Source organism: Stutzerimonas chloritidismutans AW-1, assembly GCF_000495915.1.
Taxonomy (GTDB): Bacteria; Pseudomonadota; Gammaproteobacteria; order Pseudomonadales; family Pseudomonadaceae; genus Stutzerimonas; species Stutzerimonas chloritidismutans.
The window spans coordinates 13,049-37,722 of record NZ_AOFQ01000015.1 but is presented as its reverse complement, the minus strand read 5'-3'; the positions used below and the strand labels follow the sequence as shown (position 1 = coordinate 37,722).

Sequence of the window (24,674 nt, the reverse complement as noted above, 5' to 3'; positions counted from 1 at the left end):
CCAGGCGCTCGGGCGGTCACGCAAGGAGGTAGGCATGTTCAAGTCATCGCTCAGGCGAGACGTCGTGCTGGTAGTGCTGGCCAAGGTCGCGATCCTCATGATCATAAAAAACGTCTGGTTCGATGCCCCCAGCATTCCCGAGAACGGTTCGGTGCGCGTTGCCGACCATTTGCTTGATTCGCGGGGTTCGATCCCCGAGGGAGGGCCGAGATGATCTCGGAAAGCGTTGTCGATCTATCACGCCTGCAGTTCGCCATGACGGCGATGTATCACTTTCTCTTCGTGCCGTTGACCCTGGGGCTGGCGTTCCTGCTGGCGATCATGGAATCGGTCTACGTGATGACCGGCAAGCAGGTCTATCAGGACATGACCAAGTTCTGGGGCAAGCTGTTCGGCATCAACTTCGCCCTGGGGGTCACCACCGGACTGACCATGGAATTCCAGTTCGGTACCAACTGGGCCTACTACAGCCACTACGTCGGCGACATCTTCGGCGCGCCGCTGGCCATCGAGGGGTTGATGGCGTTCTTCCTCGAATCCACCTTCATCGGCCTGTTCTTCTTCGGCTGGGACCGGCTCTCCAAGGTGCAGCATCTGGCGGTCACCTGGCTGGTGGCGCTGGGCTCGAATCTCTCGGCGCTCTGGATCCTCATCGCTAATGGCTGGATGCAGAACCCGGTTGGCTCTGAGTTCAACTTCGAGACCATGCGCATGGAGCTGGTGGATTTCGGCGCGCTGCTGTTCAACCCGGTGGCGCAGGTCAAGTTCGTCCACACCGTGTCCGCGGGCTACGTCACCGGGGCGATCTTTGTGCTGGCGATTTCTTCCTTCTATCTATTGAAGAAGCGCGACCTGGGCTTCGCCCGTCGTTCGTTCGCCATCGCCGCAGTGTTCGGTCTGGCTTCTACCATCTCGGTGATCATCCTCGGCGACGAGTCCGGCTATGAGATTGGCGATGTGCAGAAGGTCAAGCTGGCCGCCATCGAGGCTGAGTGGGAAACCCACCCGGCACCTGCGGGCTTCACACTGTTCGGCCTGCCCAATCAGCAGGAGATGCGCACCGATTACGAAGTGAAGATCCCCTACGTGCTGGGGCTGATCGCCACCCGCTCGGTGGACGAGGAGGTCAGGGGCATCAAGGACTTGATCGCCGAACACGAGCTGCGCATCCGCAACGGCATGCTCGCCTACGAGCGGCTGCAGGTGCTGCGTAGCGGCGACAAGTCGGCCGAAGCCATCGCCGCGTTCAATGAGGTCAAGCAGGACTTGGGCTACGGGCTGTTGCTGAAGAAGTACACCGCCGATGTGGTCGATGCCAGCGAGGAGCAGGTCAAGCTCGCCGCTCTGGACACCATACCCAACGTGTTCAGCCTGTTCTGGACCTTTCGCGTGATGGTCGCCGCCGGCTTTCTGATGTTGCTGCTGTTTGCCCTGGCGAGCTGGGCATCGATCAAGCGCAATGCCGAGACCAAGCCCTGGCTGCTGAAGTTTGCGCTGTTCAGCCTGCCGCTGCCGTGGATCGCCGCGCAGACCGGCTGGTACGTCGCCGAGCATGGCCGTCAGCCATGGTCGATCGCCGAGGTACTGCCGACCCATCTGTCCACCTCGACGCTGGCGGCCGGCGATATCTGGGGCTCGCTGATCGCCCTGGTGGCCTTCTACAGCCTGCTGCTGGTGATCGAGATGTTCCTGATGATCCGCTTCGCACGGCTTGGGCCGAGCAGTCTGCACACCGGTCGTTATCACTTCGAACGGGACGTACGTGAAGCACGGGTGGCGTCGGCGCAGCCGAGCGGCCTGTCTTCCCAACCTGGCAGCGTCTGAGGGAGATACGAGATGTTCGATTACGAAGTGCTCAAGCTCATCTGGTGGGTGCTGATCGGCGTGTTGCTGATCGGCTTCGCCCTGACCGATGGCTTCGACATGGGCGCCATGGCACTGATGCCCTTCGTCGGCAAGACCGACAACGAGCGACGCGTGGCGATCAACACCATCGCGCCACACTGGGATGGCAACCAGGTGTGGTTCATCACCGCCGGTGGTGCGCTGTTCGCTGCCTGGCCGATGGTCTATGCGGTGGCATTTTCCGGCCTGTACTGGGCGATGCTGCTGGTGCTGTTCGCGCTGTTCTGCCGCCCGGTGGGCTTCGACTATCGCAGCAAGGTGGAAGACCCGCGCTGGCGCAGCGCCTGGGACTGGGCGTTGTTCGTCGGCGGTGCTGTGCCGGCGCTGGTGTTCGGCGTGGCCTTCGGCAACCTGTTCCTCGGCCTGCCGTTCCAGCTGGACGAGCTGATGCGCTCGACCTATCAGGGCTCGTTCTTCGCGCTGCTCAACCCGTTCGCGCTGCTCTGCGGCATCGTCAGCCTGAGCATGCTCAGCGCCCACGGTGGCGCCTGGCTGATGCTGCGCACCGACGGCGCGCTGGCTGAGCGCTCGCGGCAGGCCACGCGCCTGTGCGTGCTGGTGTTCCTGTTCGGCTTCGTCGCGGCGGGTGTCTGGCTGGCGCTGGGCATTCAGGGCTTCAGCCAGCTGTCGGTCAGCGATCCGGGCGCCGCGCTCAATCCGCTCCTGGACAAGCAGGTGGCCCAGGACAATATCGGCTGGCTGGCCAACTACGGCCTCTATCCGGTCACCCTGATCGCGCCGGCCGCGGGCATCCTCGGGGCGTTGCTGGCGCTGCTCGGTTCCAGTCGCAACAGCGGCGGGGTGAGCTTCGTCGGAACCAGTCTGATGATCGTCGGCAGCATCTGTACCGCGGGCTTTGCGCTGTTTCCCTTCGTCTTCCCGTCGAGCCTCGATCCGGCCTCGAGCCTGACCATCTGGGATGCGGTCTCAAGTCAGAAGACGCTGGGCATCATGTTCGTTGTGGCCTGCATCTTCGTGCCGCTGATCCTCTGCTACACGCTGTGGAGCTACGTGCGCATGTGGGGCCGGCTCACCCAGAAAACCATCGAAGCCAACCCCCACGGGCTGTACTGACCGCGCGGGCGGGCCGCCGCGCCCGCCCGCCAAGGAGAGACGACTATGTGGTACTTCACCTGGATTCTCGGCGTGCTGCTGGCCAGCAGCTTCGGCATCATCAATGCGCTGTGGCTGGAAGCCACTCAGGACCTGGACGCCGAGCCGTGAGCAGTCGCGCGCAGGGGCGCTGCTACGGCGCGTTCGGTCGCGTACTTTCTCTAGTGCTGGCCGCGCCGCTGGCGCTGGTCCTGCTGATCCATCCGGCGGCGATGCTGGACGGGCAGGGAGGCTACAGTCACCCGCAGCTGATGCTGGTGATGTGGGGTATTTCCGCCGGCTTCGTGCATGGCGTCGGCTTCGTGCCGCAATGGTGGGGCTGGCGCTGGCTGCTCGGCCCGCTGCCGGCCTGGCTGTTGTGTGCTTTGGGCTACGCGGTGCTTTTTCAGGCCCAGCTGGACTGAGCGGGGGCGAATGCCTTTGCAGGCAGGCGCGGCGATTCGTAGGCTGATGGCCGTGGTCGCGACGCGGCCATCGGTTCCCCGCACGATCGGGGGAGTGCCACCGAAACGGGTTCGCGACATTCATGGATATCGACAAGGCCGCCCAGGCGCTGAGCGGCGCCGAACGCATTCTGATCATCACCGGGGCCGGGCTGTCGGCCGACTCCGGGTTGCCCACCTACCGCGGCCTCGGCGGCCTCTATAACGGCGAAACCGAAGACGGCCTGCCGATCGAGGTGGCGCTATCCGGGCCGACGCTGCGGTGTGATCCGGCGTTGTGCTGGAAGTACCTGGCCGAAATCGGCCGGGCGGCGGGCCCTGCCTGCAGGCCGAGCCCAATGCCGGCCACGTCGCCATCGCCGAGCTGCAGCGGCGCAAACCCGGGGCCTGGGTGCTCACGCAGAACATCGATGGCTTCCACCGCCGAGCCGGCAGTCCGCCTGATCGCTTGATCGAGATTCACGGTCAGCTTTCGCCGCTGTCGTGCATGGGCTGCGGTAAGGTCGACGAACGTCCACTGCCTTCGCTGCTGGATCAGCCATTGCCGCCGCGCTGCCTGACTTGCGACGGGGTGTTGCGTCCTGCCGTGGTGCTGTTCGAGGAGATGCTGCCGGAATCCGCCCTGGCTGCATTGCAGAAACAGGTGCAGCTCGGCTTCGACGCCGTGCTGGTGGTTGGAACCACGGCGAGCTTCGGCTACATCCTCGAGCCGGTATGGCGGGTGCGTCAGGCCGGCGGCTCCGTCGTCGAGGTGAATCTGCAACCCACCGAGATCAGCCCGCTGGCGGACGTGCTTCTGCAGGGAAGGGCCGCAGACGTTTTGTCGCAGCTGGTTCGTCACATTTCGTCCGATTGAATTTGATCATCGAAGCGATAGAGGGCATAGTCGCCGGCACTTTGGAATCAATGACACGGCCGTGCCCATGCGCCAACGCTTCGCACCCCTCGTGCCTCTCGCACTCATCGCCCTGCTGACGGCCTGCGCCGGCCAGCCTGTACAGACCGAGCAGCAGATCGAATCGCCTCGGCTGTCGCACAATCATCCTCTTGCAGACTTCGACTTCGCTGCCCTCGACAAGAGTGAAGAGCAGTCGTTGGCCGAACTGACCGACGAACACGACTACCAGCTGCCGCAGCTGGCCGACAGCATCCTCGAGCGCGGCTTCACCCTGGTCGGTACCCCGTATCGCTACGGTGGCAGCTCGGTGAAGAGCGGTTTCGACTGCAGCGGCTTCGTCGGTTTCCTGTTCCGCAAGGAAGCCGGGCTCGAGCTGCCGCGTTCCACCCGCGAGCTGATCAACCTCGACGCACCGGTGGTCAAGCGCAGTGAGCTCGAGCCGGGCGACGTGGTGTTCTTCAACAACCGCGGCCGTGGCCGAGTCAGCCACGCCGGTATCTACATCGGCGACGACCAGTTCATCCACGCCTCCAGCAGCCGCAGCGGCGGTGTGCGCGTCGACAGCCTGGACGACAAGTACTGGCGCGCCAGTTACATGGAAGCCAAGCGTGTGCTCGCCCTGGCTTCGGACCTGGTTCCGCACACGGTCCATCACTGATCCCGCGACCTGCGGGGGTTGCGTCTTCCCGTACATGCCGGCAGAGTGATGGCTCATTTGCCTGGACCGCTCTGCCATGCACTATCCGGCTCGTCTCACGCTCGTTGTTCTGACTGCGCTGCTGACCGCCTGTGCCGGGAAGGCGCCCACGCCGCCACTCGTGCAGACGCCCAAGGCCCATCAGGCCGTACCCGGCGCCGCTGAAGACGTGCTGTTCAGCGCGATTGGCCTGGTCGGTACGCCCTATCGCTGGGGCGGCAACACGCCGGATAGCGGTTTCGACTGCAGTGGCCTGATCGGCTACGTCTACCGCGGCGCAGCCGGCATCCAGCTCCCTCGCACCACTCAAGCCATGAGCAATCTACGCGGCCCGTCGGTACGGCGCGACGCACTGCAGCCCGGCGATCTGGTGTTCTTCGCGACCAGCGGTGGGCGCCGGGTCAGCCACGCAGGCATCTACGTTGGCGAAGACCGCTTCGTTCACGCGCCATCATCCGGCGGCACGGTACGCCTGGACAGTCTTACTGCCGGCTACTGGCAGAAGAGTTATCTGGGTGCCAAGCGCGTGCTCGACCAGGAGCAACTGGCCCGCAACCCCTGAGCCTCATCCGTATAGAACCCCCGTCGTAGACAGCCTGTCTTTAGTCGCATTCATATGCTGAAACATTCTCCGTTTGACATGCGGTGATTCCGCTCGTCTGGCGCTTTGGCTAACATGCGCATCCCCAATTCCTCCCCGTGCGTCGTTCCGTCGCGCACAGACCCTTTTTCCCCACTTCCCATTAGGTGAGATATGCCTGAATTGCTGACGTACGTGCTGATCGCACTGGCGGTTGCGGCGCTGCTTGGCGTCGTGCTCGAAGAAATTACCCACGTGAACAAGGCCAAGGTGACGCTGTTCTTCGGCACCCTGGCCTGGCTGCTCTTGTTCATCTTCACACCGGCGGGCGAGGCGCGGGAAACCGTGCTGGAAAGCCTCAACGAGAACATCGCCGAGATCGCCGGGCTGTGGATCTTCCTGGTGGCGGCCATGACCTTCGTTGCCTACCTGAACAAGAAGGGCATGATCGAGAACCTGATCTATCTGGTGTTGCCCAAGCGGATCAGCGAGCGGGCCTTGCTGTTTCTCACAGCGACCTTCTGCTTCGTGTTCTCGTCGCTCGCCGACAACATCACCGCGACGCTGGTCTCCATCACCCTGATTCTCTCGCTGCAGCTGGATCGGGCGAAGACCATCAAGTTCGCTACCTTGGTGGTTTTCTCCGTTAACTCCGGTGGGGTCGCGCTGATTACCGGCGACGTCACCACGCTGATGATCTTCCTCGCTGGCAAGGTGGCTATCCTCCAGCTGCTGGCACTGGCCGTGCCGGCATTCGTCGCGGTGATGGTGCTGGCCGCCATGCTGTCGATCGGCATGAAGGGCGAGGTGGTGGTGCAGGGCCAGCGCAACGATGTGCGCGGTGTCGACGTGGCGATTGCACTGATCTTCCTGTGCACCATCCTCAGCACCATTGTCGGCAACTTCCTGTTCCAGATCCCGCCGGTGCTGACCTTCCTCGCCGGCCTCTCGGTGATGTTCCTGGTTGCGCGCTTCTTCAGCGACGACAACGACTCCGATCCGATTCTCGAATACGTGCGCCAGGTGGAGTTCGAGACGCTGTTCTTCTTCCTCGGCATCCTCCTGCTGGTAGGCATGCTCAAGGAGATTCGCGTGCTCGACGGGCTGGTGCACATCTATGACCAGGTGCCTGCAGTGATGGCCAACTACCTGATGGGTGTGATGTCGGCGGCCATCGACAACGTGCCGCTGACCGCAGCGCTGCTGAAATCAGGGCTGGAAATGGGTGTCGCCGAATGGATGGTGCTGACCTATGCGGTCGGTGTCGGCGGCTCGCTGCTGGTGATTGGTTCGGCGTCGGGCATCGTCGCCATGAGCAAGGTGCCGGGGCTGACCTTCGGCAGCTACCTGCGCTACATGCTCTACCTGTTCATCGCCTTCAACATCGGCTTCGCCGGTGTCTATCTGGTCGGCCTGTCGGTGGGCTGACCGCGGTTCGCGTGCGAGCGCGGGTCACCAGCTCAGGTTGAAGTGCGATCCCAGCACGAAGCGACCGTCGAGCAGGTCCCAGCGCTCGACGCAGACCTTCTTCTGTTCGCCGGGATGCAGCTTCAACCGGTTGAAGGAGTTTGGCGAGGTGCCACGCAGGCGGGTCGAGAGCGTGGTGCCGGCCTGCACCATCCAGATCTCCCGCGCGAGACCGCTGTACTGCTTGGACAACGGCAGCACGTAGGGCAGATGGATGTGCCCGCCCATGACCAGGTCCAGCCCGTGCTCGGCCCAGCGCTGCAGCGCGGGTTCGGCGCCGTGCTGCAGGTTGCTCAGATCGCTCGGCACCATCGCGCCGAATGGCTGGTGGGCGACCACGATGCGAATCTTGTGCGGGTTGCCATCGGCCAGCCGCTGCGCCACACGCTCCACTTGTCGCCCCGTCACCACGCCGTCCTTGTGCCGGCGCGGATGGGTGGTATTGAGCCCGATCACCAGCATGTCGTCGTTCTCGAATACCGGCTCCAGCTCATCGCCGAAGTGTCGCCGGTAGTTGCCGTATGGCGTGAACAGGCGGGCGAAGAGGTTGTACAGCGGGATGTCGTGATTGCCCGGAATCACCAGCGTCTCACCGACGCCATCGGCCTGCACGCGGCGCACGAAAGCGGCGGCACTGGCGAACTGCCCGCGACGGGCGCGCTGGGTGATGTCACCGGAGAACACCAGCAGGTCGGCCCGGTGTTCGCGTACATGGTCCTCCAGGGCCTGGACCACGGAAGGTTGTTCGGTACCGAAATGGGTGTCGGAAATCTGCACGATGCTGGTCATGGGCGTCGGATATGGGTCCTGGCTGATTGCTGGCATTGTTGCATTCGAAGCCTTTTGGCGTCCGCCGTTCCGAGCGCCGAGATGCAAGCGGAAATTGCAGGGCGCTGCGGCAACCCCGTGGTTGCGCCAAGCCCGGCCTTGGACTAACCTCCGCGTCGCCTCAGGTGCCCCCTCTTCAGCGAGGGGGTGAAACAGGGAAGCCGGTCCATTCTCACGAAGATTCCGGCGCTGCCCCCGCAACGGTAGGCGAGTCGAGAAACCCTAATAGCCACTGTGCTCAACGCATGGGAAGGCGCGGTTTCGGGACGCCGCAAGGCGTACGCTCGCAAGCCCGGAGACCGGCCTGTCGCATTTCACTGACAGTGCGGCGGGCGCTGGGCGGGTGCATATCCCTCGCGGTATTCACTTCCTTTTGCGGTTCCTCCGTCTGTCTTCGTCGACTTTCAGTCGTGCGGGTGGGCACGACGGAGACCTGTACCTTGACTTGCAAGCCCCGTTTCAAGCCAGCGGCCTATGTGCTGTTCGGCAGTTTTCCCCTTTCCATTGGCCAGCTGGCCGCAGCCCCGCTGGATCTCCAGCAGCAGGTGGTGACCGCCACCCGCACCGCGCAGACGGCTCAGCAGAGCCTGGCCGCGGTGACCGTGATCGACCGCGAGCGGATCGAACGCAGCCAGGCGAGTTCGCTGCCCGAGCTGCTCAAGCAGGTGCCTGGCGTATCGCTGGCCAACAACGGCGGCCCCGGCAAGTCCACCTCGCTGTTCATGCGCGGCACCGAATCCGATCACGTGCTGGTGATGATCGACGGCATCAAGATCGGATCGGTCTCGGGCGGCGGCGCGGCCCTGCAGGATCTGCCGCTGGAGCTGATCGAGCGCATCGAGGTGGTCCGCGGTCCGCGCTCCAGCCTGTACGGCTCGGAAGCCATCGGCGGGGTGATCCAGATCTTCACCCGCAAGGGCCAGGGGCAGGGCGTCAAGCCGTTCTTCTCGGTCGGTTACGGCACCCATGACACCTACACGGGCAGCGTCGGCGTTTCCGGTGGTGACGGTCGTGGCTGGTACAGCCTGGGCGTCAGTGGCTCGGACACCGACGGCATCAACGTCAAGTCGGCGGACACCAGCGGCTACGAACGTGATGCTGATGGCTATCGCAACCTGTCCGCGACGCTGAGCGCCGGCTACCGCTTCGACAACGGCCTGGAGCTGGACGCCAACCTGCTGCAGGCCAAATCCCATAACGATTACGACAGCGTAAACCGGGCCCGCACGTCCGGTTTCGGCGCCAATGCCGATGGTGAGTCGAGGGTCTTCGGCACCCGTGCGCGCTTCAGTCCGCTGGAACCCTGGCTGGTGACGCTGCAGGCCGGGCGCAGCGAAGACAAATCGGATGCCTATCAGGACGGGCAGTTCTATTCACGCTTCGACAGCCGTCGCGACACGCTCAGCTGGCAGAACGATATCCAGCTGGCCGCCGGGCATACGCTGATCCTGGGTGCCGACCACCAGCGCGACGAGGTTAACGGCACCACGCTGTATGCCGAGGACTCCCGGGACAACGACGGCTATTTCGCTCAGTACCTGGGCGAGGTCGGCCGCCATGACTGGCAGCTGTCGCTGCGACGTGACGATAACGAGCAGTTCGGCCAGCACGACACCGGCAACATCGGCTACGGCTATGCGCTGACCGACTGGTTGCGCGGCACCATCAGCTATGGCACGGCATTCAAGGCGCCGACCTTCAACGAGCTGTATTTCCCCGACTACGGCAATCCCGAGCTGGATGCGGAAACCTCCGAGAGCCTCGAAGTCGGCCTTGCCGGGCAGCATGGCTGGGGCCACTGGGCGGTGAATGCCTATCGCACCGTGGTCGATGACCTCATCGCCTATGACGCCAGCATTTCCGCGCCGGCCAACGTGCAGGAAGCGCGTATCCGCGGGGTCGAGCTGGTGCTCGGCAGCCAATTGTTCGGTTGGGACTGGAACGCCAACTACAGCCTGCTGGAGCCGGAGAACCGCTCCGCCGGGGCCAACCGCGGCAACGAGCTGGCGCGCCGGGCCAAGCAGCTGTTCAACCTTGACCTCGACCGCCGGCTCGGTGCCTTCAGCATTGGCGCCAGCCTGCACGCCGAAGGGCAGCGTTACGACGACCTGGCCAACACCCGCGAGCTGTCCGGCTACGCCACCCTCGACCTGCGTGGCGAATACCGCATCACCCCGGAGTGGCGCCTGCAGGCGCGCGTCGCCAACCTGCTGGACGCCGACTTTGAGACCGCCGAGGGCTACAACCAGCCCGGCCAGGCCGCTTACCTGACCGTGCGCTACCAGGCGCTGTAAGACCGCGGCGCGGGCATGTCGCCCGCGCCCACAGAAGGAGACTGCAATGATCAAGCTTGCCCCGAGATACCAGCTGCTGGTCGGCCTCGCGCTTGCCGCGCTGCTGGCCATGACCCGCGGACAGCACTTCGCCAGCGTGAACCTGCCCAGCGCGTCCTGGGCGGTGTTCTTCCTCGCCGGCGTGCTGGTGCGGCCGAAGTGGGTGTTTCCGGCACTGTTTCTCGAGGCTTCGCTGCTGGATTTCGCCGCCATCCAGTGGGCCGGTGTCAGCGACTGGTGCATGTCGCCGGCGTACTGGATGCTGGTGCCGGCATACGGTTTGCTGTGGCTGGGCGGTCGACTCTACGCACGTCTGCATCGTGACCATTTCAGCAGCCTGGCGACCCTGGCGCTGTGCGTGATGGCGAGCGCCTTCGTTTGCTACCTGTTCTCCGGCGGCGGCTTCCTCTATTTCTCCGGGCGCTATCCCGAGCCGACCCTGGCGCTGCTGGCCGAGCGCATCGCCACCTATTACCCGCGCTACCTGTCGACCCTGGCGCTGTATGTCGGCGTCGCTGCGCTGCTGTTCGTCGGCCTGCGCGCCTGGGCCGGGCAGCGTGACGAGGCCCGCGCATGAGCGAGTCCAGCGAACGCGACGATCGCCACAAGGCACGCATGCAGCGCAAGAAGGCGCTGATCGACGAGAAGATTGCCGAGGCGCAGGACGAGTACGGCTTGCTGCTGGTGCACACCGGTAATGGCAAGGGCAAGAGCAGTTCGGCTTTCGGCATGGTGGCGCGTGCGCTCGGCCATGGCATCAAGGTCGGCGTGGTGCAATTCATCAAGGGCGCGGCCAGCACCGGCGAGGAGGCATTCTTCCGGCGCTTCCCGGACGAGGTGCGCTACCACGTGATGGGCGAGGGCTTCACCTGGGAAACCCAGGATCGCCAGCGAGACATCGCCAAGGCCCGCGAAGCCTGGGCGGTTGCGGCCGAGCTGCTGGCCGATCCCGAGATCGGCCTGGTGGTGCTCGACGAACTGAACATCGCCCTGAAGTACGGCTACCTGGAGCTGGCCCCGGTGCTTGCCGACATCGAGTCGCGGCCGCTGCTGCAGCACGTGGTGGTCACCGGCCGCGGCGCCCCGCCGGGTCTGGTCGAGGCGGCGGACACCGTCACCGAGATGGCGTTGGTCAAGCATGCGTTCAAGGCCGGCGTTAAGGCGCAAAAAGGCGTCGAATTTTGATGCCGGCGCTCAAAACATTCACGGGCCGTTGCATAGGGTGGATGACGTCTGTTTCATCCACCATCGGCGTGGTCGGTGGATGGGTGAAGCGTCATCCACCCTACGATGCTGATGAGAGACCGCGATGACCAGTAGAAACTGCCCGGCACTGTTGATCGCCGCACCTGCTTCCGGCCAGGGCAAGACCACCGTCACTGCCGCTCTGGCGCGGCTGCATGCGCGGCAGGGTAGGCGCGTGCGGGTGTTCAAATGCGGGCCGGACTTTCTCGACCCGATGATCCTGGCGCGTGCCAGCGGCAAGCCGGTCTATCAGCTCGATCTGTGGATGGTCGGCGAAGAGGAGTCGCGGCGCCTGCTCTGGGAGGCGGCGGGCGAGGCCGACCTGATCCTGATCGAAGGGGTGATGGGCCTGTTCGATGGTTCGCCCTCGGCGGCTGATCTGGCGCGGCGCTTCGGCGTGCCGGTGCTGGCAGTCATTGATGGCTCGGCCATGGCGCAGACCTTCGGCGCCATGGCGCACGGGCTGAGCAGCTTCCAGCCGGACCTGCCGTTCGATGGCGTGCTGGCCAATCGGGTCGGCAGTGCCCGGCATGGCGAGATTCTGCGCGACAGCCTGCCGGAGTCGATCCGCTGGTACGGCGCCTTGTCGCGCAGTGTCGAGGTGGAGTTGCCAAGCCGGCACCTGGGCCTGGTGCAGGCCGAGGAACTGGTTGATCTGGACGCCCGTCTGGATGCCGCGGCCGATGCGCTGGCGCTCAGTGCGGACACCGAGTTGCCTGCCCCGGTCAGCTTCGCCGCGCCGGCCAGTGCGCCGCTCGAACCGCTGCTGGCGGGTGTACGCATCGGCGTTGCACGCGATGCGGCCTTTGCCTTCCTCTACCAGGCCAATCTCGACTTGCTGCAGGCGTTGGGCGCCGAGTTGCTGTTTTTCTCGCCGCTGCGCTTCGCCCGCTTGCCGGCCGTGGACAGCCTGTACCTGCCCGGCGGCTATCCCGAGCTGCATCTGCGCGCGTTGTCGCGCAATGGGCCAATGGCCGAGGCGATCCGTGCGCATCATGCGGCTGGCAAACCGATCCTCGCTGAGTGCGGCGGCATGCTCTATCTGCTCGACGGGCTGACCGACCGCGGCGATGAGCGCGCGCAGATGCTTGGTCTGCTGCCCGGGGAGGCGCGCATGCAGAAGCGTCTGACTGCGCTGGCGTTGCAGGAAGTTGAACTGCCGGAAGGGCGGCTGCGCGGCCATACCTTCCATCATTCGGCGCTGGAGTCGCCGCTCGAGCCGCTGGCTCGTGGCGAGTGTCCGAACTACAAGCGCACAGCCGAAGCGGTTTATCGAGATGGCCGACTGACGGCGTCCTATATCCACTTCTATCTTCCCTCCGATCCGGTGGCGGCCGCGGCGCTGCTCAAGCCATGAGCGCGCATGCCTTCAGCCAGCAGGAGCGCGCGGCGGTCTATCGCGCCATCGGTGAGCGCCGTGACATGCGCCATTTCGCCGGCGGCGAGGTGGCGCCGGAGCTGCTGTCGCGGCTACTCAACGCCGCGCATCAGGCACCCAGCGTTGGCCTGATGCAGCCGTGGCGCTTTATCCGCATCACCCGCGCCGAGTTGCGCACGGCCATCGCCGCTCTGGTCGGCGAGGAACGCCAGCGCACGGCTCAGGCGCTCGGCGAACGGTCCGCCGAGTTCATGCGGCTCAAGGTCGAGGGCATCGAGGATTGCGCCGAACTGCTGGTTGCCGCATTGATGGACGGCCGCGAACAACATATCTTCGGCCGCCGCACGCTGCCGGAGATGGACCTCGCGTCGCTGGCCTGCGCGATCCAGAATCTCTGGCTCGCGGCGCGGGCGGAAGGCCTGGGGATGGGCTGGGTGTCACTGTTCGATCCCGACGCGCTGGCTGCCTTGCTCGGCATGCCGGATGGTGCCAAGCCGGTGGCGATCCTCTGCCTCGGGCCGGTGCAGGAGTTCTACCCGGCACCGATGCTGGCACTGGAAGGCTGGACCACGCCGCGACCGCTGCACGAACTGGTTTTCGAGAATGCCTGGGAGGCGAAATGAGCAAGGGGCCGCAGCGCATCGTCTGCCTGTCCACCGAGACCTGCGAAACGCTTTACCTGCTGGGCGAGCAGGCGCGCATCGTCGGCATCTCCGGCTTTACCGTGCGCCCGCCGCAGGCGCGCAAGGAAAAGCCCAAGGTCAGCGGCTTCACCAGCGTCAAGCATGAGCAGATTCTCGCCCTCGAGCCGGACCTGGTGCTCGGCTACAGCGACCTGCAGGGCGACATGCTCGCCGAGCTGGCGCGCGAAGGACTGGAGGTGCACCTGTTCAATCAGCGCGATATCGCCGGCATTCTGCGCATGATCGAGACGCTCGGTGCGCTGGTGCACGCTGGCGAGCGCGCGCAGGCGCTGATCGGTGAGCTGCAGGCGGGGCTCGATGTCATCCGCGCCAGCGCCGCTGCCTTGCCGCGCCGGCCGCGGGTGTACTTCGAGGAATGGAACGAGCCGCTGATTTCCGGCATCGCCTGGGTCAGCGAGCTGATCGAACTGGCCGGTGGCGAGGACTGCTTCGCCGAGCTGGCATCGTTCAAGCGCGCCAAGCAACGCATCATCGAGGACCCGCAGGAAGTGGTGCGCCGCGCGCCGGAGCTGATCGTCGGCTCCTGGTGCGGGCGCCGCTTCCGGCCGGAGCAGGTTGCCGCTCGGCCAGGCTGGCAGGCGATTCCGGCGGTGCGCACGGGCCAGCTGCACGAGATCAAGTCGCCGGACATCCTCAACCCCGGCCCGGCGGTGCTGACTGACGGCGTACGCCAGCTGCATGCGCTGATCAGTGCCTGCGCGCAGGGTGCCGAGTGAGTCTGTTCCTCACCGTTAGCGCGGCGCTGCTGCTGGATGCGTTGCTCGGCGAGCCGAAGCGGGCACATCCACTGGTAGCCTTCGGTCGCCTGGCCGATCGCCTGGAGCAGCATTTCAACGGATCTGCGGCGCGCGGCTGGCGCAGCCACGGGGTGACCGCCTGGTGCCTGGCGGTGCTACCGCTGACCTTGCTGGCCTGGCTGCTCAGCCTGTTACCGACCGTCGGCTGGCTGGTGGAGATCGTTCTGCTCTATCTGGCCCTGGGCCTGCGCAGTCTGGGCGAGCATGCACTGCCGGTGGCGCAGGCGCTGTGGCGGCATGATCTGCCCGAGGCACGCCGCCGCGTCGGCTGGATCGTCAGCCGCGACACCACGCAGCTGGACGAGGAGGGCGTGGCCCGTGCGGCCACCGAGTCGGTGCTGGAGAACGGCAGCGACGCGGTGTTCGCCGCGCTGTTCTGGTTCATCGTCGCGGGCGCGCCAGGTGTGGTGCTGTATCGCCTGAGCAATACGCTGGACGCCATGTGGGGCTATCGCAACGCGCGCTTCGAGCGCTTCGGCTGGGCCGCGGCGCGCATCGACGACGTGCTCAACTACGTGCCGGCACGGCTGGTCGCGCTGACCTACGCATTGCTCGGGCGCACCCGCCGCGCGCTGCGTTGCTGGCGCACCCAGGCGCCCTTGTGGGACAGCCCCAACGCCGGTCCGGTCATGGCCTCAGGCGCCGGAGCGCTGGGTGTGGTGTTAGGTGGCTCCGCCATCTATCACGGTGAAGTCCACGCGCGGCCCGAGCTAGGGCGGGGCCAGGCGCCACAGGCGCGGCATATCGAACATGCGCTGGACCTGGTCTGGGCTGGCGTCGGTGTCTGGCTGCTGGCCCTGCTGTTTGGTGGCTGGCTCTATGCTTGAGCACGGTGGACGTTTGCGCGCAGCCGCACAGCGCTACGGCATTCCGCTCTCGGATTGGCTCGACCTGTCCACTGGCATCGCCCCCTATCATCCGCCGTTGCCGAGCATTTCCAGCTGCGCCTGGACACGTCTGCCGGAGCCCGACGATGGCCTGGAAGCGGCGGCGCGGCAGTACTACGGCGCGCGTGCAGTGTTGCCGGTGGCCGGTTCGCAGAGTGCCATTCAGGCCTTGCCGCGTCTGCGCGGGCTGGCGCGGGTCGGCATCGTTTCGCCCTGTTACGCCGAGCACGCCGAGGCCTGGCGCCGCCTCGGCCATCGGGTCGTCGAACTCTGCGAGGCCAGCGTGCCGCGTGCGCTGGAGCAGCTCGACGTGCTGGTGGTGGTCAATCCGAACAATCCCACCGGCCAGCTGATTGCGCCGCAGCGCCTGCTGGAATGGCGCAGTGAGCTGGCGGCCTACGGCGGCTGGTTGGTGGTGGACGAGGCGTTCATGGACTGCACGCCGCAGCACAGTCTGGCCGAGCACAGCCATCTGCCCGGACTGATCGTGCTGCGCTCGTTCGGCAAATTCTTTGGCCTGGCCGGCGCGAGACTGGGTTTCGTACTTGCCTACACTGGCCTGCTGCGTTCGCTCGCCAGGCTGCTCGGCCCCTGGGCGGTGAATGGCCCGACGCGGCAGCTGGGCGCAGTGCTGCTGGCTGATCAGTCTGCTCAGCAGCGCCAGCGCGAATGCCTGCACTGCGACGGCCAGCGTCTGACCGACCTGCTACGCCGCCATGGCCTTGCGCCGCTGGGCGGCTGCGCACTGTTCCAGTGGTGGGTCAGCGACGACGCTGCGCTCTTGCATGACTTTCTCGCCCGTCGCGGCATCCTCACCCGGCTGTTCGCACAGCCATCCAGCCTGCGTTTCGGGCTGCCGACCGACGCCGGTTGGCAACGTCTGGACCATGCACTGCAGGCCTATCGGGAGCAACATTCATGACCACGCTGATGGTGCAGGGCACCACGTTCGACGCCGGCAAGAGCACGCTGGTGACCGCGTTGTGCCGCTGGCTGGCGCGCCAGGGTATCGCGGTGGTGCCGTTCAAGCCGCAGAACATGGCGCTCAACAGCGCGGTGACCGCCGACGGCGGCGAAATCGGCCGTGCCCAGGCGGTACAGGCGCAGGCCGCCAACCTTGCGCCGCACACCGACATGAACCCGGTGCTCCTGAAGCCCAACAGCGACATCGGGGCCCAGGTGATCGTCCATGGCCGCGCGGTGACCAGCATGGATGCCGTTGCCTACCACGACTACAAACGCGTCGCGTTGCAGGCCGTGCTCGACTCGCACCGGCGGCTGTCCGCTGCGTATCGCGTGGTGATGGTCGAGGGCGCCGGTTCGCCTGCGGAGATCAATCTGCGCGCCGGCGATATCGCCAACATGGGCTTCGCCGAGGCGGTGGATTGCCCGGTGATCCTGATCGCCGATATCGACAAGGGTGGGGTGTTCGCCCATCTGGTCGGCACCCTGGCGTTGCTCTCGGAAAGCGAGCAGGCGCGGGTTCAGGGCTTCGTCATCAACCGTTTTCGTGGCGACATTGCGCTGTTGCAGCCCGGTCTCGACTGGCTGGAGCAACGCACCGGCAAGCCGGTACTGGGCGTGCTGCCGTACCTGATGGATTTCCATCTGGAAGCGGAGGATGCCATCGACGTGCGCCAGTCCGGCAAGGCCGGCGACGCGCTGACGGTGGTGGTGCCGGTGCTGCCGCGCATCAGCAACCACACCGACTTCGACCCGCTGCGCCTGCACCCGCAGGTCGACCTGCAGTTCGTCGGTCCCGGGCAGCCGGTGCCGCCTGCCGATCTGATCATCCTGCCCGGCTCGAAAAGCGTGCGCGCCGACCTCACCTGGCTGCGCGCCAACGGCTGGGAAGCAGCAATCCAGAAGCACCTGCGCTACGGCGGCAAATTGCTGGGCATCTGTGGCGGCCTGCAGATGCTCGGCACGCGCATTGTTGATCCGCTCGGGCTGGAAGGTCCGGCGGGGGAGAGCGAGGCGCTCGGGCTGCTGGATATCGACACGGTTCTTGAGGCAGACAAGCAGCTGCGTAACGTCACCGGCCGGTTGCTGCCGGGCGGCGTGCCGGTCAGCGGCTACGAGATTCATGCCGGCGTCAGCAGCGGCCCGGCGCTCGAGCAGCCAGCGGTGCAGCTCGACGACGGCCGCTGCGATGGCGCCATCAGCGCCGACGGGCAGGTGCTCGGCACCTATCTGCACGGCCTGTTCGAGGGGCCCGAGGTCTGTGCTGCGCTGCTGCGCTGGGCAGGCCTCGATGCGGTGGAAACTGTCGACTACCACGCGCTGCGCGAGCGCGACATCGAGCGCCTCGCCGATTTGGTCGAGACACATCTGGATACCGCGCGGTTACGCGCGCTCTGCGGGCTGGAAGACTGAGCATGCTGGAACTGATTCTTGGCGGCGCCCGCTCGGGCAAGAGCCGCTTTGCCGAGCGTCTGGCTGCCGATAGCGGCCTGGCGGTTACCTATATCGCCACCAGCCAGCCGCTGGACGGCGAGATGACCGAGCGCATCGCCCATCACCGTGAGCGGCGCCCGGCGCACTGGACACTGGTCGAAGAACCCCTGCAACTGGTGCGGGTGCTGCGCGAGCAGGCTGCCGCGAATCGCTGCCTGCTGGTCGACTGCCTGACCCTCTGGCTAACCAACCTGCTGATGCTGGACGACGCGGCGCGGCTCGCCGAGGAGCGTGATGCCCTGCTCGAATGCCTGGACGGGCTGCCGGGGCGGATCCTGCTGGTCAGCAACGAGACCGGCCTCGGCGTGGTGCCGCTGGGCGAGCTGACCCGTCGCTATGTGGACGAGGCCGGCTGGGTGCACCAGGCCGTGGCGGAACGGGCGCAGCGGGTGACCTTTATGGTCGCCGGGCTGCCCATGACATTGAAGAACGCACATTGAAGGAAGCGCATTGATGCACGAGTGGTGGAACGAGCCATGCCAGATGCTGGATGAATCCGTTCGCGCCCAGGCATTGGCGCGCCAGGACCAGTTGACCAAGCCACGTGGTGCGCTCGGCCAGCTCGAAGCCCTGGCGGTGTCGCTGGCAGCCATGCAGGGCAGCGAGCGGCCGCAGGTCGAGCGCCTGCATGTCAGCGTGTTCGCCGGCGACCATGGCGTGGTGGTGGAGGGCGTTTCGGCGTATCCGCAATCGGTGACCGGGCAGATGCTGCGCAATTTCGTCGGCGGCGGGGCTGCACTGAGCGTGTTGTCGAAGCGCCTGTGCGCGCCGCTGGAGGTGATCGACCTCGGCACGGTGGAACCGCTACAACTGGCTGGCGTGAGCCATTTGCGACTCGGCCCCGGCACGGCCAACCTGGCTCGCGAAGCGGCGATGAGTGACGAGCAAATGCGTCTGGCCCTGGCAGCCGGACGCGACAGCGCGCAGTGTGCTGCGGAGGGTTCTGCCCAGCTGTTCATCGGTGGCGAAATGGGCATCGGCAACACCACCAGCGCCAGTGCCTTGGCCGCTGTGCTGCTGCCGCGCTCGCCGTTGACCCTGGTCGGGCCGGGCACCGGGCTCGATCTGGCCGGTGTTCGACACAAGGTTCAGGTGATTCAGGACGCGGTTCGGCTGCACGCCGAGCATTGTGTCGCGCCGCTTGAAGCCTTGCGCCGACTGGGTGGTTTCGAGATCGCGGCGCTGGCGGGGGCCTATCTGCGCTGCGCGCAGCTGGGCATTGCGGTACTGGTCGACGGCTTTATCTGCAGCGCTGCCGCGCTCTGTGCGGTGCGGCTGAATCCGGCCTGTCGACCTTGGTTGATCTTCGCCCATCGTTCTGCCGAGCCCGGCCATCTGGCGGTGCTGGAAGCACTTGGCGCCGTGCCGTTGCTCGATCTCGGCTTGCGCCTGGGTGAAGGCAGCGGGGCGGCGCTGGCGGTGCCGTTGTTGCAGCAGGCCTGCGCACTGCACAACGACATGGCGACGTTCGCCGAAGCCGAAATTTCGGGCCGAACTGCATGATCACGAGCATCGATTTGCTGCGCCATGGCGAGACCGAGCAGGGCGGTGGCTTTCGCGGCAGCCTCGACGATGCGCTGACTGAGCGTGGCTGGCAGCAGATGCGCGATGCGGTTGCTGGCGCCGGTCCCTGGGACGTGCTGGTCAGCTCGCCGCTGCAGCGCTGTGCCGCCTTCGCGCACGAGATCGCCACACAGCACGGCCTGCCGCTGCAGCTGGAGCCGGATCTGCGCGAGTTGCATTTTGGCGACTGGGAAGGCCATAGCGCCGCCGATCTGATGCAGCACAGCGCCGAGGCGCTCGGCCTGTTCTGGGCCGATCCCTATGGTTTTACGCCGCCTGGCGGTGAGCCGCTGGCGCAGTTCGAGGCGCGCGTGCTGGCTGCCATCGACTGCCTTGGGCAGCGCTTTGCCGGCCGGCGGCTGTTGGTCATCTGTCATGCCGGCGTGATGCGCCTGCTGCTGGCGCATGCGCGGGGCTTGCCAAGGGAGCGGCTGCTGGATGTGGTGGTGGCCCACGGTGAGTTGCTGCCGCTCAACGCTTCTCCGGCGGGCGAACCGGCCGCCGTCGAGGTATAGGACCTGCCGATGCTGCCGCTATTGATCGCCCTGCAATTTCTCACCAGCCTGCCGATCCGCTTGCCGGCAATGCCGGAGCCAGAGCAGCAGGGTCGTTCGTTGCTGTATTACCCCGTGGTCGGTCTGTTGCTCGGCGCGTTGCTCGGTTTGGCCGCGTTTGTGCTGGATGGGGCTGCACCGCTGTTACAGGCGGTCTTGCTGCTCACCCTCTGGGTCGCGCTGACCGGCGCCTTGCACCTCGATGGTCTGGCCGACAGCGCCGACGCCTGGCTGGGTGGCTTCGGCGACCGCGGCCGCACGCTGCAGATCATGAAGGACCCGCGCAGCGGCCCGGTCGCCGTGGTGGTTCTGGTGCTTTTGCTGTTGCTTAAATTCACCGCGCTGTTGGCGTTGCTCCAGGCGCAACAGTACTCCGCACTGTTGCTGGCGCCGGTGCTAGGGCGGGCCGCGCTGCCAGCGCTGTTTCTCTGCACGCCATACGTGCGGCCCGGCGGCCTTGGTCATGCGCTGGCGGCGAATCTTCCACATGGCGGGGCGCGCGGCGTACTGGCACTGGTCGCGGTGGGTTGTTTGCTGTTCGGCAGCAGCGGGCTGATCGCCCTGTCATTGGCTGCCGTGACATTCCTGCTGGCGCGTCGCGCCATGCTGCGCCGGCTCGGCGGCACCACCGGCGATACCGCCGGCGCGCTGCTGGAACTGGTGGAGTGCACGGTATTGATAGGGCTGGCGCTGCAGCTCTAGCGGTCGGCCACCGGTCGGCGGTCGAGCACGGGCGCATGCTGCGCCATAAGTTCGATGACCCAATCGATGAACACGCGCAGCTTGGCGCTGACATGCCGATTCGGTGGGAATGCCAGGTACAGCGGCATTTCATCGAGCCGCCAGTCTTCCAGCAGTGGCAACAGCTCGCCGTTGGCCAGGTGCGTTCTGACCATGTACTCCGGTAGCCAGATGATGCCCAGCCCGGCCAGGCCCGCGGCCAGGCAGGCGTTGCCATCGTCCACGGCAAGTGCATAGCGGCCGTGCACCTGAACCTGCTCGTTCTGCCGCTGCATGATGTACGCCGTCGGTTTGCCGGTGCGCGCCCAGAGAAAGCCGACGACACGGTGGTGGCTGTTTTCCAGCTCGCTCGGATGTGTCGGCACGCCGGCGCGTTCGAGGTAACCAGGGGCCGCGTAGACGCCAAGGCGCAGGTCGCCGACGTGGCGGGCGATCAGTGACTGGTCGGTGATTTCCCCACCGCGCACGACGCAGTCCACGTTCTCCCCGATCAGGTCCACCCGCCGGTCGCTGACGCCCATGTCCAGCTGGATGTCCGGATACTTCGCATAGAAGGCCGGCAATGCCGGAATCAGGATCATCCGCGCCAGTGGGCTGGGGACGTCCACGCGCAAGCGCCCTCGGGGCACTGCCGCGGCGGCGGACAGGCTGGTTTCGGCGTCGTCCAGATCGGCCAGCAGCCGCAGGGCGCGCTCGTAATAGGCGGCACCGTCGGCGGTCACGTTGACCCGGCGCGTGGTGCGGTTGAGCAGCCTGACGCGAAGCCGCGCCTCGAGTTGCTGGACCTGCTGGGTGACGCTGGTCTTGCTGATGCGCAGGGTCTCGGCGGCCTTGGTGAAGCTGCCGGTCTCCACCACGCGAACGAAGGCCTGCATCGCATCGAAACGGTCCATCTGAACTCCCGCGGATTGTTTGGATTATGCAAATAGTGTTGAGCGACCTGGCGCGTTTATCCAGCGCTTTGCGACTTCTACAGTGAGGCCTTCATTCATCGGGTCGCTCCGACCCTTGCTGGAGGTTGCACATGACACCGCGTGACGTTGTTTTTCCGCCTGGCCGCCAGGCGCTCTACGAGCGCAATCGCTATTCCCCGGCCATCCGTGCCAATGGCTTGCTGTTCGTCTCCGGCCAGGTCGGCAGCCGTGAGGACGGCTCACCCGAACCGGAGCTGGAGGCGCAGGTGCGGCGCGCCTTCGATAACCTGAACGCGATTCTCGGGGCTGCAGGCTGCACCTTCGACGACGTCATCGACGTCACTGTGTTCATGGTCGATCCGCAGGCGATCTTCGAGCGGGTCTGGAGCGTCGTGCCCGAATACTGGGGCGCTGCGCCGCATCCGACGCTGACCGCGGTCGGGGTTACCTGGCTTTACGGCTTCCAGTTCGAGATCAAGGTCATTGCCAAGCTGCCGGAACCGACCGAGGCTTAACTCGCCTCAGCCCAGCAGCGCCACCGTCTTGATCTGCGCCCAAAGCGCCTGACCGGGCGTAATGGCCAGCTGATCGGCCGAGCGCCGGGTGATGCGTGCCAGCAGCAGCGTGCCGCCGGCATCGAGGCGGATCAGTACGTGGGCCGGCGTATCGGCCGCGACCATCGCCTCGACCCGAGCGGGGAGCAGGTTGGTGATACTGCTGCCTTCGGCGCGCTGCAGCGCCAGGCTCACGTCGCGGGCGTGCACACGAAAACGCAGACGCTGACCCAGAGCTTCCGGACGCTGCGAGACCAGCACTTCGCCGCCGGGGAAGGTCAGCCGGGTGAGGTGGTAGTGGGCGTCGTGGCTGGCGATCTCGCCTTCGATCACCACACCGGCGTCGTCGCTGAAGGCGGTCGGCAAGTCCAGCCGCGCGAGCGTCTCGCGCAGTTCGCCCTGAGCGATGGCCCGCCCCTGTTCCAGCAGCACGACGTGGTCGGCCAGCCGCGCCACTTCGTCCGGCGAGTGGCTGACGTAGAGCACGGGGATATCCAGCTCGTCATGCAGGCGTTCCAGATAAGGCAGGATCTCACTCTTGCGCTTGAGGTCGAGCGCGGCCAGCGGTTCGTCCATCAGCAGCAGGCGCGGGCTGGTCAGCAGCGCGCGGGCGATACCGACACGCTGGCGCTCGCCGCCGGAAAGCCGATCCGGCATGCGCTCGAGCAGGTGATCGATGCCCAGCAGTTCCACCGCTTGCTCCAGCGCTACACGGCGCTGTGGTGCCGGTACTCGGCGCATGCCGAACTCCAGATTGCGCCTCACCGATAGATGGGCGAACAGGTTGGCCTCCTGAAACACATAACCGATTGAGCGGCGATGCGGTGGCACGAACAGGTTCTGCGCGTTGTTCTGCCAACGCTCGCCATTGACGGTCAGCTGGCCCAGGCCTGAGCGCTCCAGGCCCGCCACGCAGCGCAGCAGGGTGGTCTTGCCCGAGCCGGAGTGACCGAACAGCGCGGTCACTCCACGGCCGGGCAATTGCAGATCGACGTCCAGGCTGAAGTCGGCATAGTCGAGGCAAAAACGTGCATGGATTCCGCTGTTGGTTGCAGCACCGCTCATCCGCGCCACCCTTGCTTCAACCGACTGCCATAAAGCACCAGCAGCACCAGAAATGAGAACAGCAGCATGCCGCCGGCCAGCCAGTGCGCCTGGGCATACTCCATGGCTTCGACATGGTCGTAGATCTGTACCGACACCACGCGCGTCTGCCCCGGAATGTTGCCGCCGATCATCAGCACCACGCCGAACTCTCCGACGGTATGCGCGAAACCGAGGATGCTGGCGGTTATGAAACCGGGACGGGCGAGTGGCAGCACCACACTGAAGAAGGTGTCCCAGGGGCCGGCACGCAGCGTGGCGGCGGCTTCCAGCGGCCGCTCTCCAATGGCTTCGAAGGCGTTCTGCAAGGGCTGCACCACGAACGGCAGCGAGTAGAACACCGAGCCGACCAGCAATCCGGCAAAGGTGAACGGCAGGGTGCCGAGCCCAATACTCTGAGTGATCTGGCCGATGAAGCCATTGGGACCCATGGCCACTAGCAGATAGAAGCCCAGCACCGTCGGTGGAAGCACCAGCGGCAACGCGACCACGGCCCCGATCGGACCCTTCATGCGCGAAGTGGTGCGCGCCAGCCACCAGGCGATGGGCGTGCCGAGCAGCAGCAAGACCAGCGTAGTCACGCTGGCCAGTTTGAAGGTCAGCCAGATTGCTGCCAGGGCCACGCTGTCCAGCGGCATGCTGCTACTCCAGCCCGTAGCCATAGGACTGGATCAGCGCGCGGATCTGCGGCTGCGCCAGGTAATCCAGCAGCGCTTTGGCTGCAGGGTTGTCTTGCCCTTTGGTCAGCAGCACGGCTTCCTGGCGGATGGCCGGGTGGATGTCGGTGGGCACAACCCAGCCCGAGCCGGCAGCGATCCGGCCACCCTTCGCCACTTGGGACAGCGCGATGAAGCCCAGCTGCGCATTGCCGCTGGCGACGAACTGGTGGGTCTGCGCGATATTTTCGCCCTGCACCAGGCGGCCGCGCAGGGTGTCGTCGAGCCCGAGATGTTCCAGTGTGGCCTGGGCGGCAGCGCCATAGGGCGCAGTTTTCGGGTTGGCCATGGCGAGGTGGCGGAAATCGCCCTTGCGCAGCAGGTCAGGGCCGTCCTGCACCAAGTCCGCAGTCGGCGACCACAACACCAGGCGGCCAACGGCATAGGTGAAGCGGCTACCGGGTATGGTCGCGCCTTCCTGCTCGAGCCGCCCTGGCGTGGTGTCATCCGCTGACAGCAGGACCTCGAACGGTGCGCCATTGCGAATCTGCGCATAGAACTTGCCGGTAGCGCCGAAGGCAAGTCTGGCCTGGTGGCCGGTGTCACGCTCGAAGCGGCCGGCGATTTCCCGCATCGGTGCGGTGAAGTTGGAAGCGACCGCCACCTGCACCTGAGCCGCGAGGGCATTGCCGAGCGGCAGCAGGAGGAGAGTCAGTGCGTAGCGGAGTGCTCGAGATGGATGCATGCGGCCTCGTTCGGTGCAGAGCGGCTGGGGCGCATCATATTGCAGTTTGGCCGAGCTGTGAATGACCGGACGCGCTTCGGCCTGCGCGGGCATTGTCGCGGGCACGGCGGC

General features: G+C 65.8%; 27 protein-coding genes, 1 pseudogene and 1 riboswitch. Of the genes and pseudogenes, 23 read left to right on the top strand and 5 right to left on the bottom strand.

Annotated elements, in window-relative coordinates; genetic code table 11:
• Window positions 1-34 precede the first annotated feature (34 nt).
• The 9 genes and pseudogenes from cydP to nhaD all read left to right on the top strand — a co-directional run bounded on the left by cydP (window position 35) and on the right by nhaD (window position 7,064).
• Window positions 35-214 carry a cytochrome oxidase putative small subunit CydP gene (gene cydP / locus F753_RS30165; protein ID WP_003283920.1) on the top strand — a complete coding sequence of 60 codons (180 nt, stop codon included), beginning with the start codon at window positions 35-37 and terminating at the stop codon, window positions 212-214.
• Window positions 211-1,824: a cytochrome ubiquinol oxidase subunit I gene (locus F753_RS30160; protein ID WP_023443848.1), complete on the top strand. Its 1,614-nt coding sequence runs from the start codon at window positions 211-213 to the stop codon at window positions 1,822-1,824. The genes cydP and F753_RS30160 overlap by 4 nt, the downstream gene beginning before the upstream one ends.
• Window positions 1,825-1,836: 12 nt before the next feature.
• Entirely contained in the window at window positions 1,837-2,979 is a 1,143-nt protein-coding gene (gene cydB, locus F753_RS30155; protein WP_014819714.1) for a cytochrome d ubiquinol oxidase subunit II, read from the top strand.
• A gap of 45 nt (window positions 2,980-3,024) precedes the next feature.
• Window positions 3,025-3,129, top strand: coding sequence for a cytochrome bd-I oxidase subunit CydX (gene cydX / locus F753_RS48930; RefSeq protein ID WP_003297956.1), 105 nt, complete (start codon window positions 3,025-3,027; stop codon window positions 3,127-3,129).
• Window positions 3,126-3,422 carry a cyd operon YbgE family protein gene (locus tag F753_RS30145; RefSeq protein WP_023444386.1) on the top strand — a complete coding sequence of 99 codons (297 nt, stop codon included), beginning with the start codon at window positions 3,126-3,128 and terminating at the stop codon, window positions 3,420-3,422. The genes cydX and F753_RS30145 overlap by 4 nt, the downstream gene beginning before the upstream one ends.
• Window positions 3,423-3,544: 122 nt before the next feature.
• A pseudogene (locus F753_RS30140) lies at window positions 3,545-4,317 on the top strand (NAD-dependent protein deacylase).
• A gap of 67 nt (window positions 4,318-4,384) precedes the next feature.
• A complete protein-coding gene (locus F753_RS30135; protein WP_023444383.1) occupies window positions 4,385-5,017 on the top strand; it encodes a C40 family peptidase in 633 nt (210 codons plus the stop codon).
• 76 nt (window positions 5,018-5,093) lie between these two features.
• Window positions 5,094-5,618, top strand: a complete 525-nt coding sequence (locus F753_RS30130; RefSeq protein ID WP_023444382.1) for a C40 family peptidase — start codon at window positions 5,094-5,096, stop codon at window positions 5,616-5,618.
• Window positions 5,619-5,810: 192 nt separating this feature from the next.
• Window positions 5,811-7,064 carry a sodium:proton antiporter NhaD gene (gene nhaD / locus F753_RS30125; RefSeq protein ID WP_023444381.1) on the top strand — a complete coding sequence of 418 codons (1,254 nt, stop codon included), beginning with the start codon at window positions 5,811-5,813 and terminating at the stop codon, window positions 7,062-7,064.
• A gap of 24 nt (window positions 7,065-7,088) precedes the next feature.
• Here nhaD and F753_RS30120 read toward each other — a convergent pair whose 3' ends face one another.
• Entirely contained in the window at window positions 7,089-7,892 is an 804-nt protein-coding gene (locus F753_RS30120) for a metallophosphoesterase family protein (RefSeq protein ID WP_003297948.1), read from the bottom strand.
• Between the two features lie 145 nt (window positions 7,893-8,037).
• Window positions 8,038-8,253, top strand: a riboswitch (cobalamin riboswitch).
• A gap of 118 nt (window positions 8,254-8,371) precedes the next feature.
• On the opposite strand from F753_RS30120, the gene btuB reads away from it, so the two are divergent.
• The 13 genes from btuB (at window position 8,372) to F753_RS30055 (ending at window position 20,551) form a co-directional block, all read left to right on the top strand.
• Window positions 8,372-10,225, top strand: a complete 1,854-nt coding sequence (gene btuB, locus F753_RS30115; protein ID WP_023444380.1) for a TonB-dependent vitamin B12 receptor — start codon at window positions 8,372-8,374, stop codon at window positions 10,223-10,225.
• Window positions 10,226-10,271: 46 nt separating this feature from the next.
• Window positions 10,272-10,841: a hypothetical protein gene (locus F753_RS30110; protein WP_023444379.1), complete on the top strand. Its 570-nt coding sequence runs from the start codon at window positions 10,272-10,274 to the stop codon at window positions 10,839-10,841.
• Complete coding sequence (gene cobO / locus F753_RS30105; protein WP_015277758.1) at window positions 10,838-11,449, top strand: cob(I)yrinic acid a,c-diamide adenosyltransferase; 612 nt, start codon at window positions 10,838-10,840, stop codon at window positions 11,447-11,449. Before F753_RS30110 ends, cobO begins: the two co-directional genes overlap by 4 nt.
• Window positions 11,450-11,573: 124 nt before the next feature.
• A complete protein-coding gene (locus F753_RS30100) occupies window positions 11,574-12,866 on the top strand; it encodes a cobyrinic acid a,c-diamide synthase CobB (RefSeq protein ID WP_023444378.1) in 1,293 nt (430 codons plus the stop codon).
• Entirely contained in the window at window positions 12,863-13,510 is a 648-nt protein-coding gene (bluB, locus tag F753_RS30095; protein ID WP_023444377.1) for a 5,6-dimethylbenzimidazole synthase, read from the top strand. The genes F753_RS30100 and bluB overlap by 4 nt, the downstream gene beginning before the upstream one ends.
• Window positions 13,507-14,307 carry a cobalamin-binding protein gene (locus tag F753_RS30090; RefSeq protein WP_023444376.1) on the top strand — a complete coding sequence of 267 codons (801 nt, stop codon included), beginning with the start codon at window positions 13,507-13,509 and terminating at the stop codon, window positions 14,305-14,307. Before bluB ends, F753_RS30090 begins: the two co-directional genes overlap by 4 nt.
• The gene (gene cbiB, locus F753_RS30085; protein WP_023444375.1) at window positions 14,304-15,215 is read left to right on the top strand and encodes an adenosylcobinamide-phosphate synthase CbiB; all 912 of its coding nucleotides are present in this window, start codon (window positions 14,304-14,306) and stop codon (window positions 15,213-15,215) included. Before F753_RS30090 ends, cbiB begins: the two co-directional genes overlap by 4 nt.
• Window positions 15,208-16,197, top strand: coding sequence for a threonine-phosphate decarboxylase CobD (cobD, locus tag F753_RS30080; RefSeq protein WP_023444374.1), 990 nt, complete (start codon window positions 15,208-15,210; stop codon window positions 16,195-16,197). The genes cbiB and cobD overlap by 8 nt, the downstream gene beginning before the upstream one ends.
• A complete protein-coding gene (locus F753_RS30075) occupies window positions 16,194-17,651 on the top strand; it encodes a cobyric acid synthase (RefSeq protein ID WP_023444373.1) in 1,458 nt (485 codons plus the stop codon). Before cobD ends, F753_RS30075 begins: the two co-directional genes overlap by 4 nt.
• A gap of 2 nt (window positions 17,652-17,653) precedes the next feature.
• A complete protein-coding gene (gene cobU / locus F753_RS30070; protein ID WP_023444372.1) occupies window positions 17,654-18,172 on the top strand; it encodes a bifunctional adenosylcobinamide kinase/adenosylcobinamide-phosphate guanylyltransferase in 519 nt (172 codons plus the stop codon).
• 13 nt (window positions 18,173-18,185) lie between these two features.
• Window positions 18,186-19,235 (top strand): nicotinate-nucleotide--dimethylbenzimidazole phosphoribosyltransferase, encoded by a 1,050-nt coding sequence (cobT, locus tag F753_RS30065; RefSeq protein ID WP_023444371.1) that lies wholly within the window; start codon window positions 18,186-18,188, stop codon window positions 19,233-19,235.
• The gene (gene cobC, locus F753_RS30060; protein WP_023444370.1) at window positions 19,232-19,810 is read left to right on the top strand and encodes an alpha-ribazole phosphatase family protein; all 579 of its coding nucleotides are present in this window, start codon (window positions 19,232-19,234) and stop codon (window positions 19,808-19,810) included. Before cobT ends, cobC begins: the two co-directional genes overlap by 4 nt.
• Window positions 19,811-19,819: 9 nt before the next feature.
• Window positions 19,820-20,551: an adenosylcobinamide-GDP ribazoletransferase gene (locus F753_RS30055; RefSeq protein ID WP_023444369.1), complete on the top strand. Its 732-nt coding sequence runs from the start codon at window positions 19,820-19,822 to the stop codon at window positions 20,549-20,551.
• Here the strand turns inward: F753_RS30055 and F753_RS30050 are convergent.
• Window positions 20,548-21,483, bottom strand: coding sequence for a LysR family transcriptional regulator (locus F753_RS30050; protein WP_023444368.1), 936 nt, complete (start codon window positions 21,481-21,483; stop codon window positions 20,548-20,550). The two genes, F753_RS30055 and F753_RS30050, sit on opposite strands and share 4 nt — an antisense overlap.
• A gap of 131 nt (window positions 21,484-21,614) precedes the next feature.
• On the opposite strand from F753_RS30050, the gene F753_RS30045 reads away from it, so the two are divergent.
• Window positions 21,615-22,019 (top strand): RidA family protein, encoded by a 405-nt coding sequence (locus tag F753_RS30045; RefSeq protein WP_023444367.1) that lies wholly within the window; start codon window positions 21,615-21,617, stop codon window positions 22,017-22,019.
• Window positions 22,020-22,025: 6 nt separating this feature from the next.
• Here the strand turns inward: F753_RS30045 and modC are convergent, their stop codons facing one another.
• Genes modC through modA form a run of 3 tightly spaced genes read right to left on the bottom strand, consistent with a single transcriptional unit; the run spans window position 22,026 to window position 24,563 of the window.
• Entirely contained in the window at window positions 22,026-23,123 is a 1,098-nt protein-coding gene (gene modC, locus F753_RS30040) for a molybdenum ABC transporter ATP-binding protein (RefSeq protein WP_023444366.1), read from the bottom strand.
• Window positions 23,120-23,824, bottom strand: coding sequence for a molybdate ABC transporter permease subunit (gene modB, locus F753_RS30035; RefSeq protein WP_209320143.1), 705 nt, complete (start codon window positions 23,822-23,824; stop codon window positions 23,120-23,122). The genes modC and modB overlap by 4 nt, the downstream gene beginning before the upstream one ends.
• Window positions 23,805-24,563 (bottom strand): molybdate ABC transporter substrate-binding protein, encoded by a 759-nt coding sequence (gene modA / locus F753_RS30030; RefSeq protein WP_031297313.1) that lies wholly within the window; start codon window positions 24,561-24,563, stop codon window positions 23,805-23,807. Before modA ends, modB begins: the two co-directional genes overlap by 20 nt.
• Window positions 24,564-24,674: the final 111 nt, after the last annotated feature.

What these genes read in the sequence shown, in the direction of transcription:
- modA (WP_031297313.1), bottom strand. Translation starts at nt 24,563, where the DNA reads ATGCATCCATCTCGAGCACTCCGCTACGCACTGACTCTCCTCCTGCTG.
- F753_RS30160 (WP_023443848.1), top strand. Translation starts at nt 211, where the DNA reads ATGATCTCGGAAAGCGTTGTCGATCTATCACGCCTGCAGTTCGCCATG.
- F753_RS30100 (WP_023444378.1), top strand. Translation starts at nt 11,574, where the DNA reads ATGACCAGTAGAAACTGCCCGGCACTGTTGATCGCCGCACCTGCTTCC.
- F753_RS30120 (WP_003297948.1), bottom strand. Translation starts at nt 7,892, where the DNA reads ATGACCAGCATCGTGCAGATTTCCGACACCCATTTCGGTACCGAACAA.
- F753_RS30055 (WP_023444369.1), top strand. Translation starts at nt 19,820, where the DNA reads ATGCTGCCGCTATTGATCGCCCTGCAATTTCTCACCAGCCTGCCGATC.
- F753_RS30090 (WP_023444376.1), top strand. Translation starts at nt 13,507, where the DNA reads ATGAGCAAGGGGCCGCAGCGCATCGTCTGCCTGTCCACCGAGACCTGC.
- F753_RS30110 (WP_023444379.1), top strand. Translation starts at nt 10,272, where the DNA reads ATGATCAAGCTTGCCCCGAGATACCAGCTGCTGGTCGGCCTCGCGCTT.
- modC (WP_023444366.1), bottom strand. Translation starts at nt 23,123, where the DNA reads ATGAGCGGTGCTGCAACCAACAGCGGAATCCATGCACGTTTTTGCCTC.
- cobO (WP_015277758.1), top strand. Translation starts at nt 10,838, where the DNA reads ATGAGCGAGTCCAGCGAACGCGACGATCGCCACAAGGCACGCATGCAG.
- F753_RS30075 (WP_023444373.1), top strand. Translation starts at nt 16,194, where the DNA reads ATGACCACGCTGATGGTGCAGGGCACCACGTTCGACGCCGGCAAGAGC.
- F753_RS30135 (WP_023444383.1), top strand. Translation starts at nt 4,385, where the DNA reads ATGCGCCAACGCTTCGCACCCCTCGTGCCTCTCGCACTCATCGCCCTG.
- F753_RS30050 (WP_023444368.1), bottom strand. Translation starts at nt 21,483, where the DNA reads ATGGACCGTTTCGATGCGATGCAGGCCTTCGTTCGCGTGGTGGAGACC.
- cobD (WP_023444374.1), top strand. Translation starts at nt 15,208, where the DNA reads ATGCTTGAGCACGGTGGACGTTTGCGCGCAGCCGCACAGCGCTACGGC.
- cydX (WP_003297956.1), top strand. Translation starts at nt 3,025, where the DNA reads ATGTGGTACTTCACCTGGATTCTCGGCGTGCTGCTGGCCAGCAGCTTC.
- cydB (WP_014819714.1), top strand. Translation starts at nt 1,837, where the DNA reads ATGTTCGATTACGAAGTGCTCAAGCTCATCTGGTGGGTGCTGATCGGC.
- cydP (WP_003283920.1), top strand. Translation starts at nt 35, where the DNA reads ATGTTCAAGTCATCGCTCAGGCGAGACGTCGTGCTGGTAGTGCTGGCC.
- F753_RS30045 (WP_023444367.1), top strand. Translation starts at nt 21,615, where the DNA reads ATGACACCGCGTGACGTTGTTTTTCCGCCTGGCCGCCAGGCGCTCTAC.
- nhaD (WP_023444381.1), top strand. Translation starts at nt 5,811, where the DNA reads ATGCCTGAATTGCTGACGTACGTGCTGATCGCACTGGCGGTTGCGGCG.
- cobT (WP_023444371.1), top strand. Translation starts at nt 18,186, where the DNA reads ATGCACGAGTGGTGGAACGAGCCATGCCAGATGCTGGATGAATCCGTT.
- F753_RS30130 (WP_023444382.1), top strand. Translation starts at nt 5,094, where the DNA reads ATGCACTATCCGGCTCGTCTCACGCTCGTTGTTCTGACTGCGCTGCTG.
- bluB (WP_023444377.1), top strand. Translation starts at nt 12,863, where the DNA reads ATGAGCGCGCATGCCTTCAGCCAGCAGGAGCGCGCGGCGGTCTATCGC.
- cobC (WP_023444370.1), top strand. Translation starts at nt 19,232, where the DNA reads ATGATCACGAGCATCGATTTGCTGCGCCATGGCGAGACCGAGCAGGGC.
- modB (WP_209320143.1), bottom strand. Translation starts at nt 23,824, where the DNA reads ATGGCTACGGGCTGGAGTAGCAGCATGCCGCTGGACAGCGTGGCCCTG.
- cobU (WP_023444372.1), top strand. Translation starts at nt 17,654, where the DNA reads ATGCTGGAACTGATTCTTGGCGGCGCCCGCTCGGGCAAGAGCCGCTTT.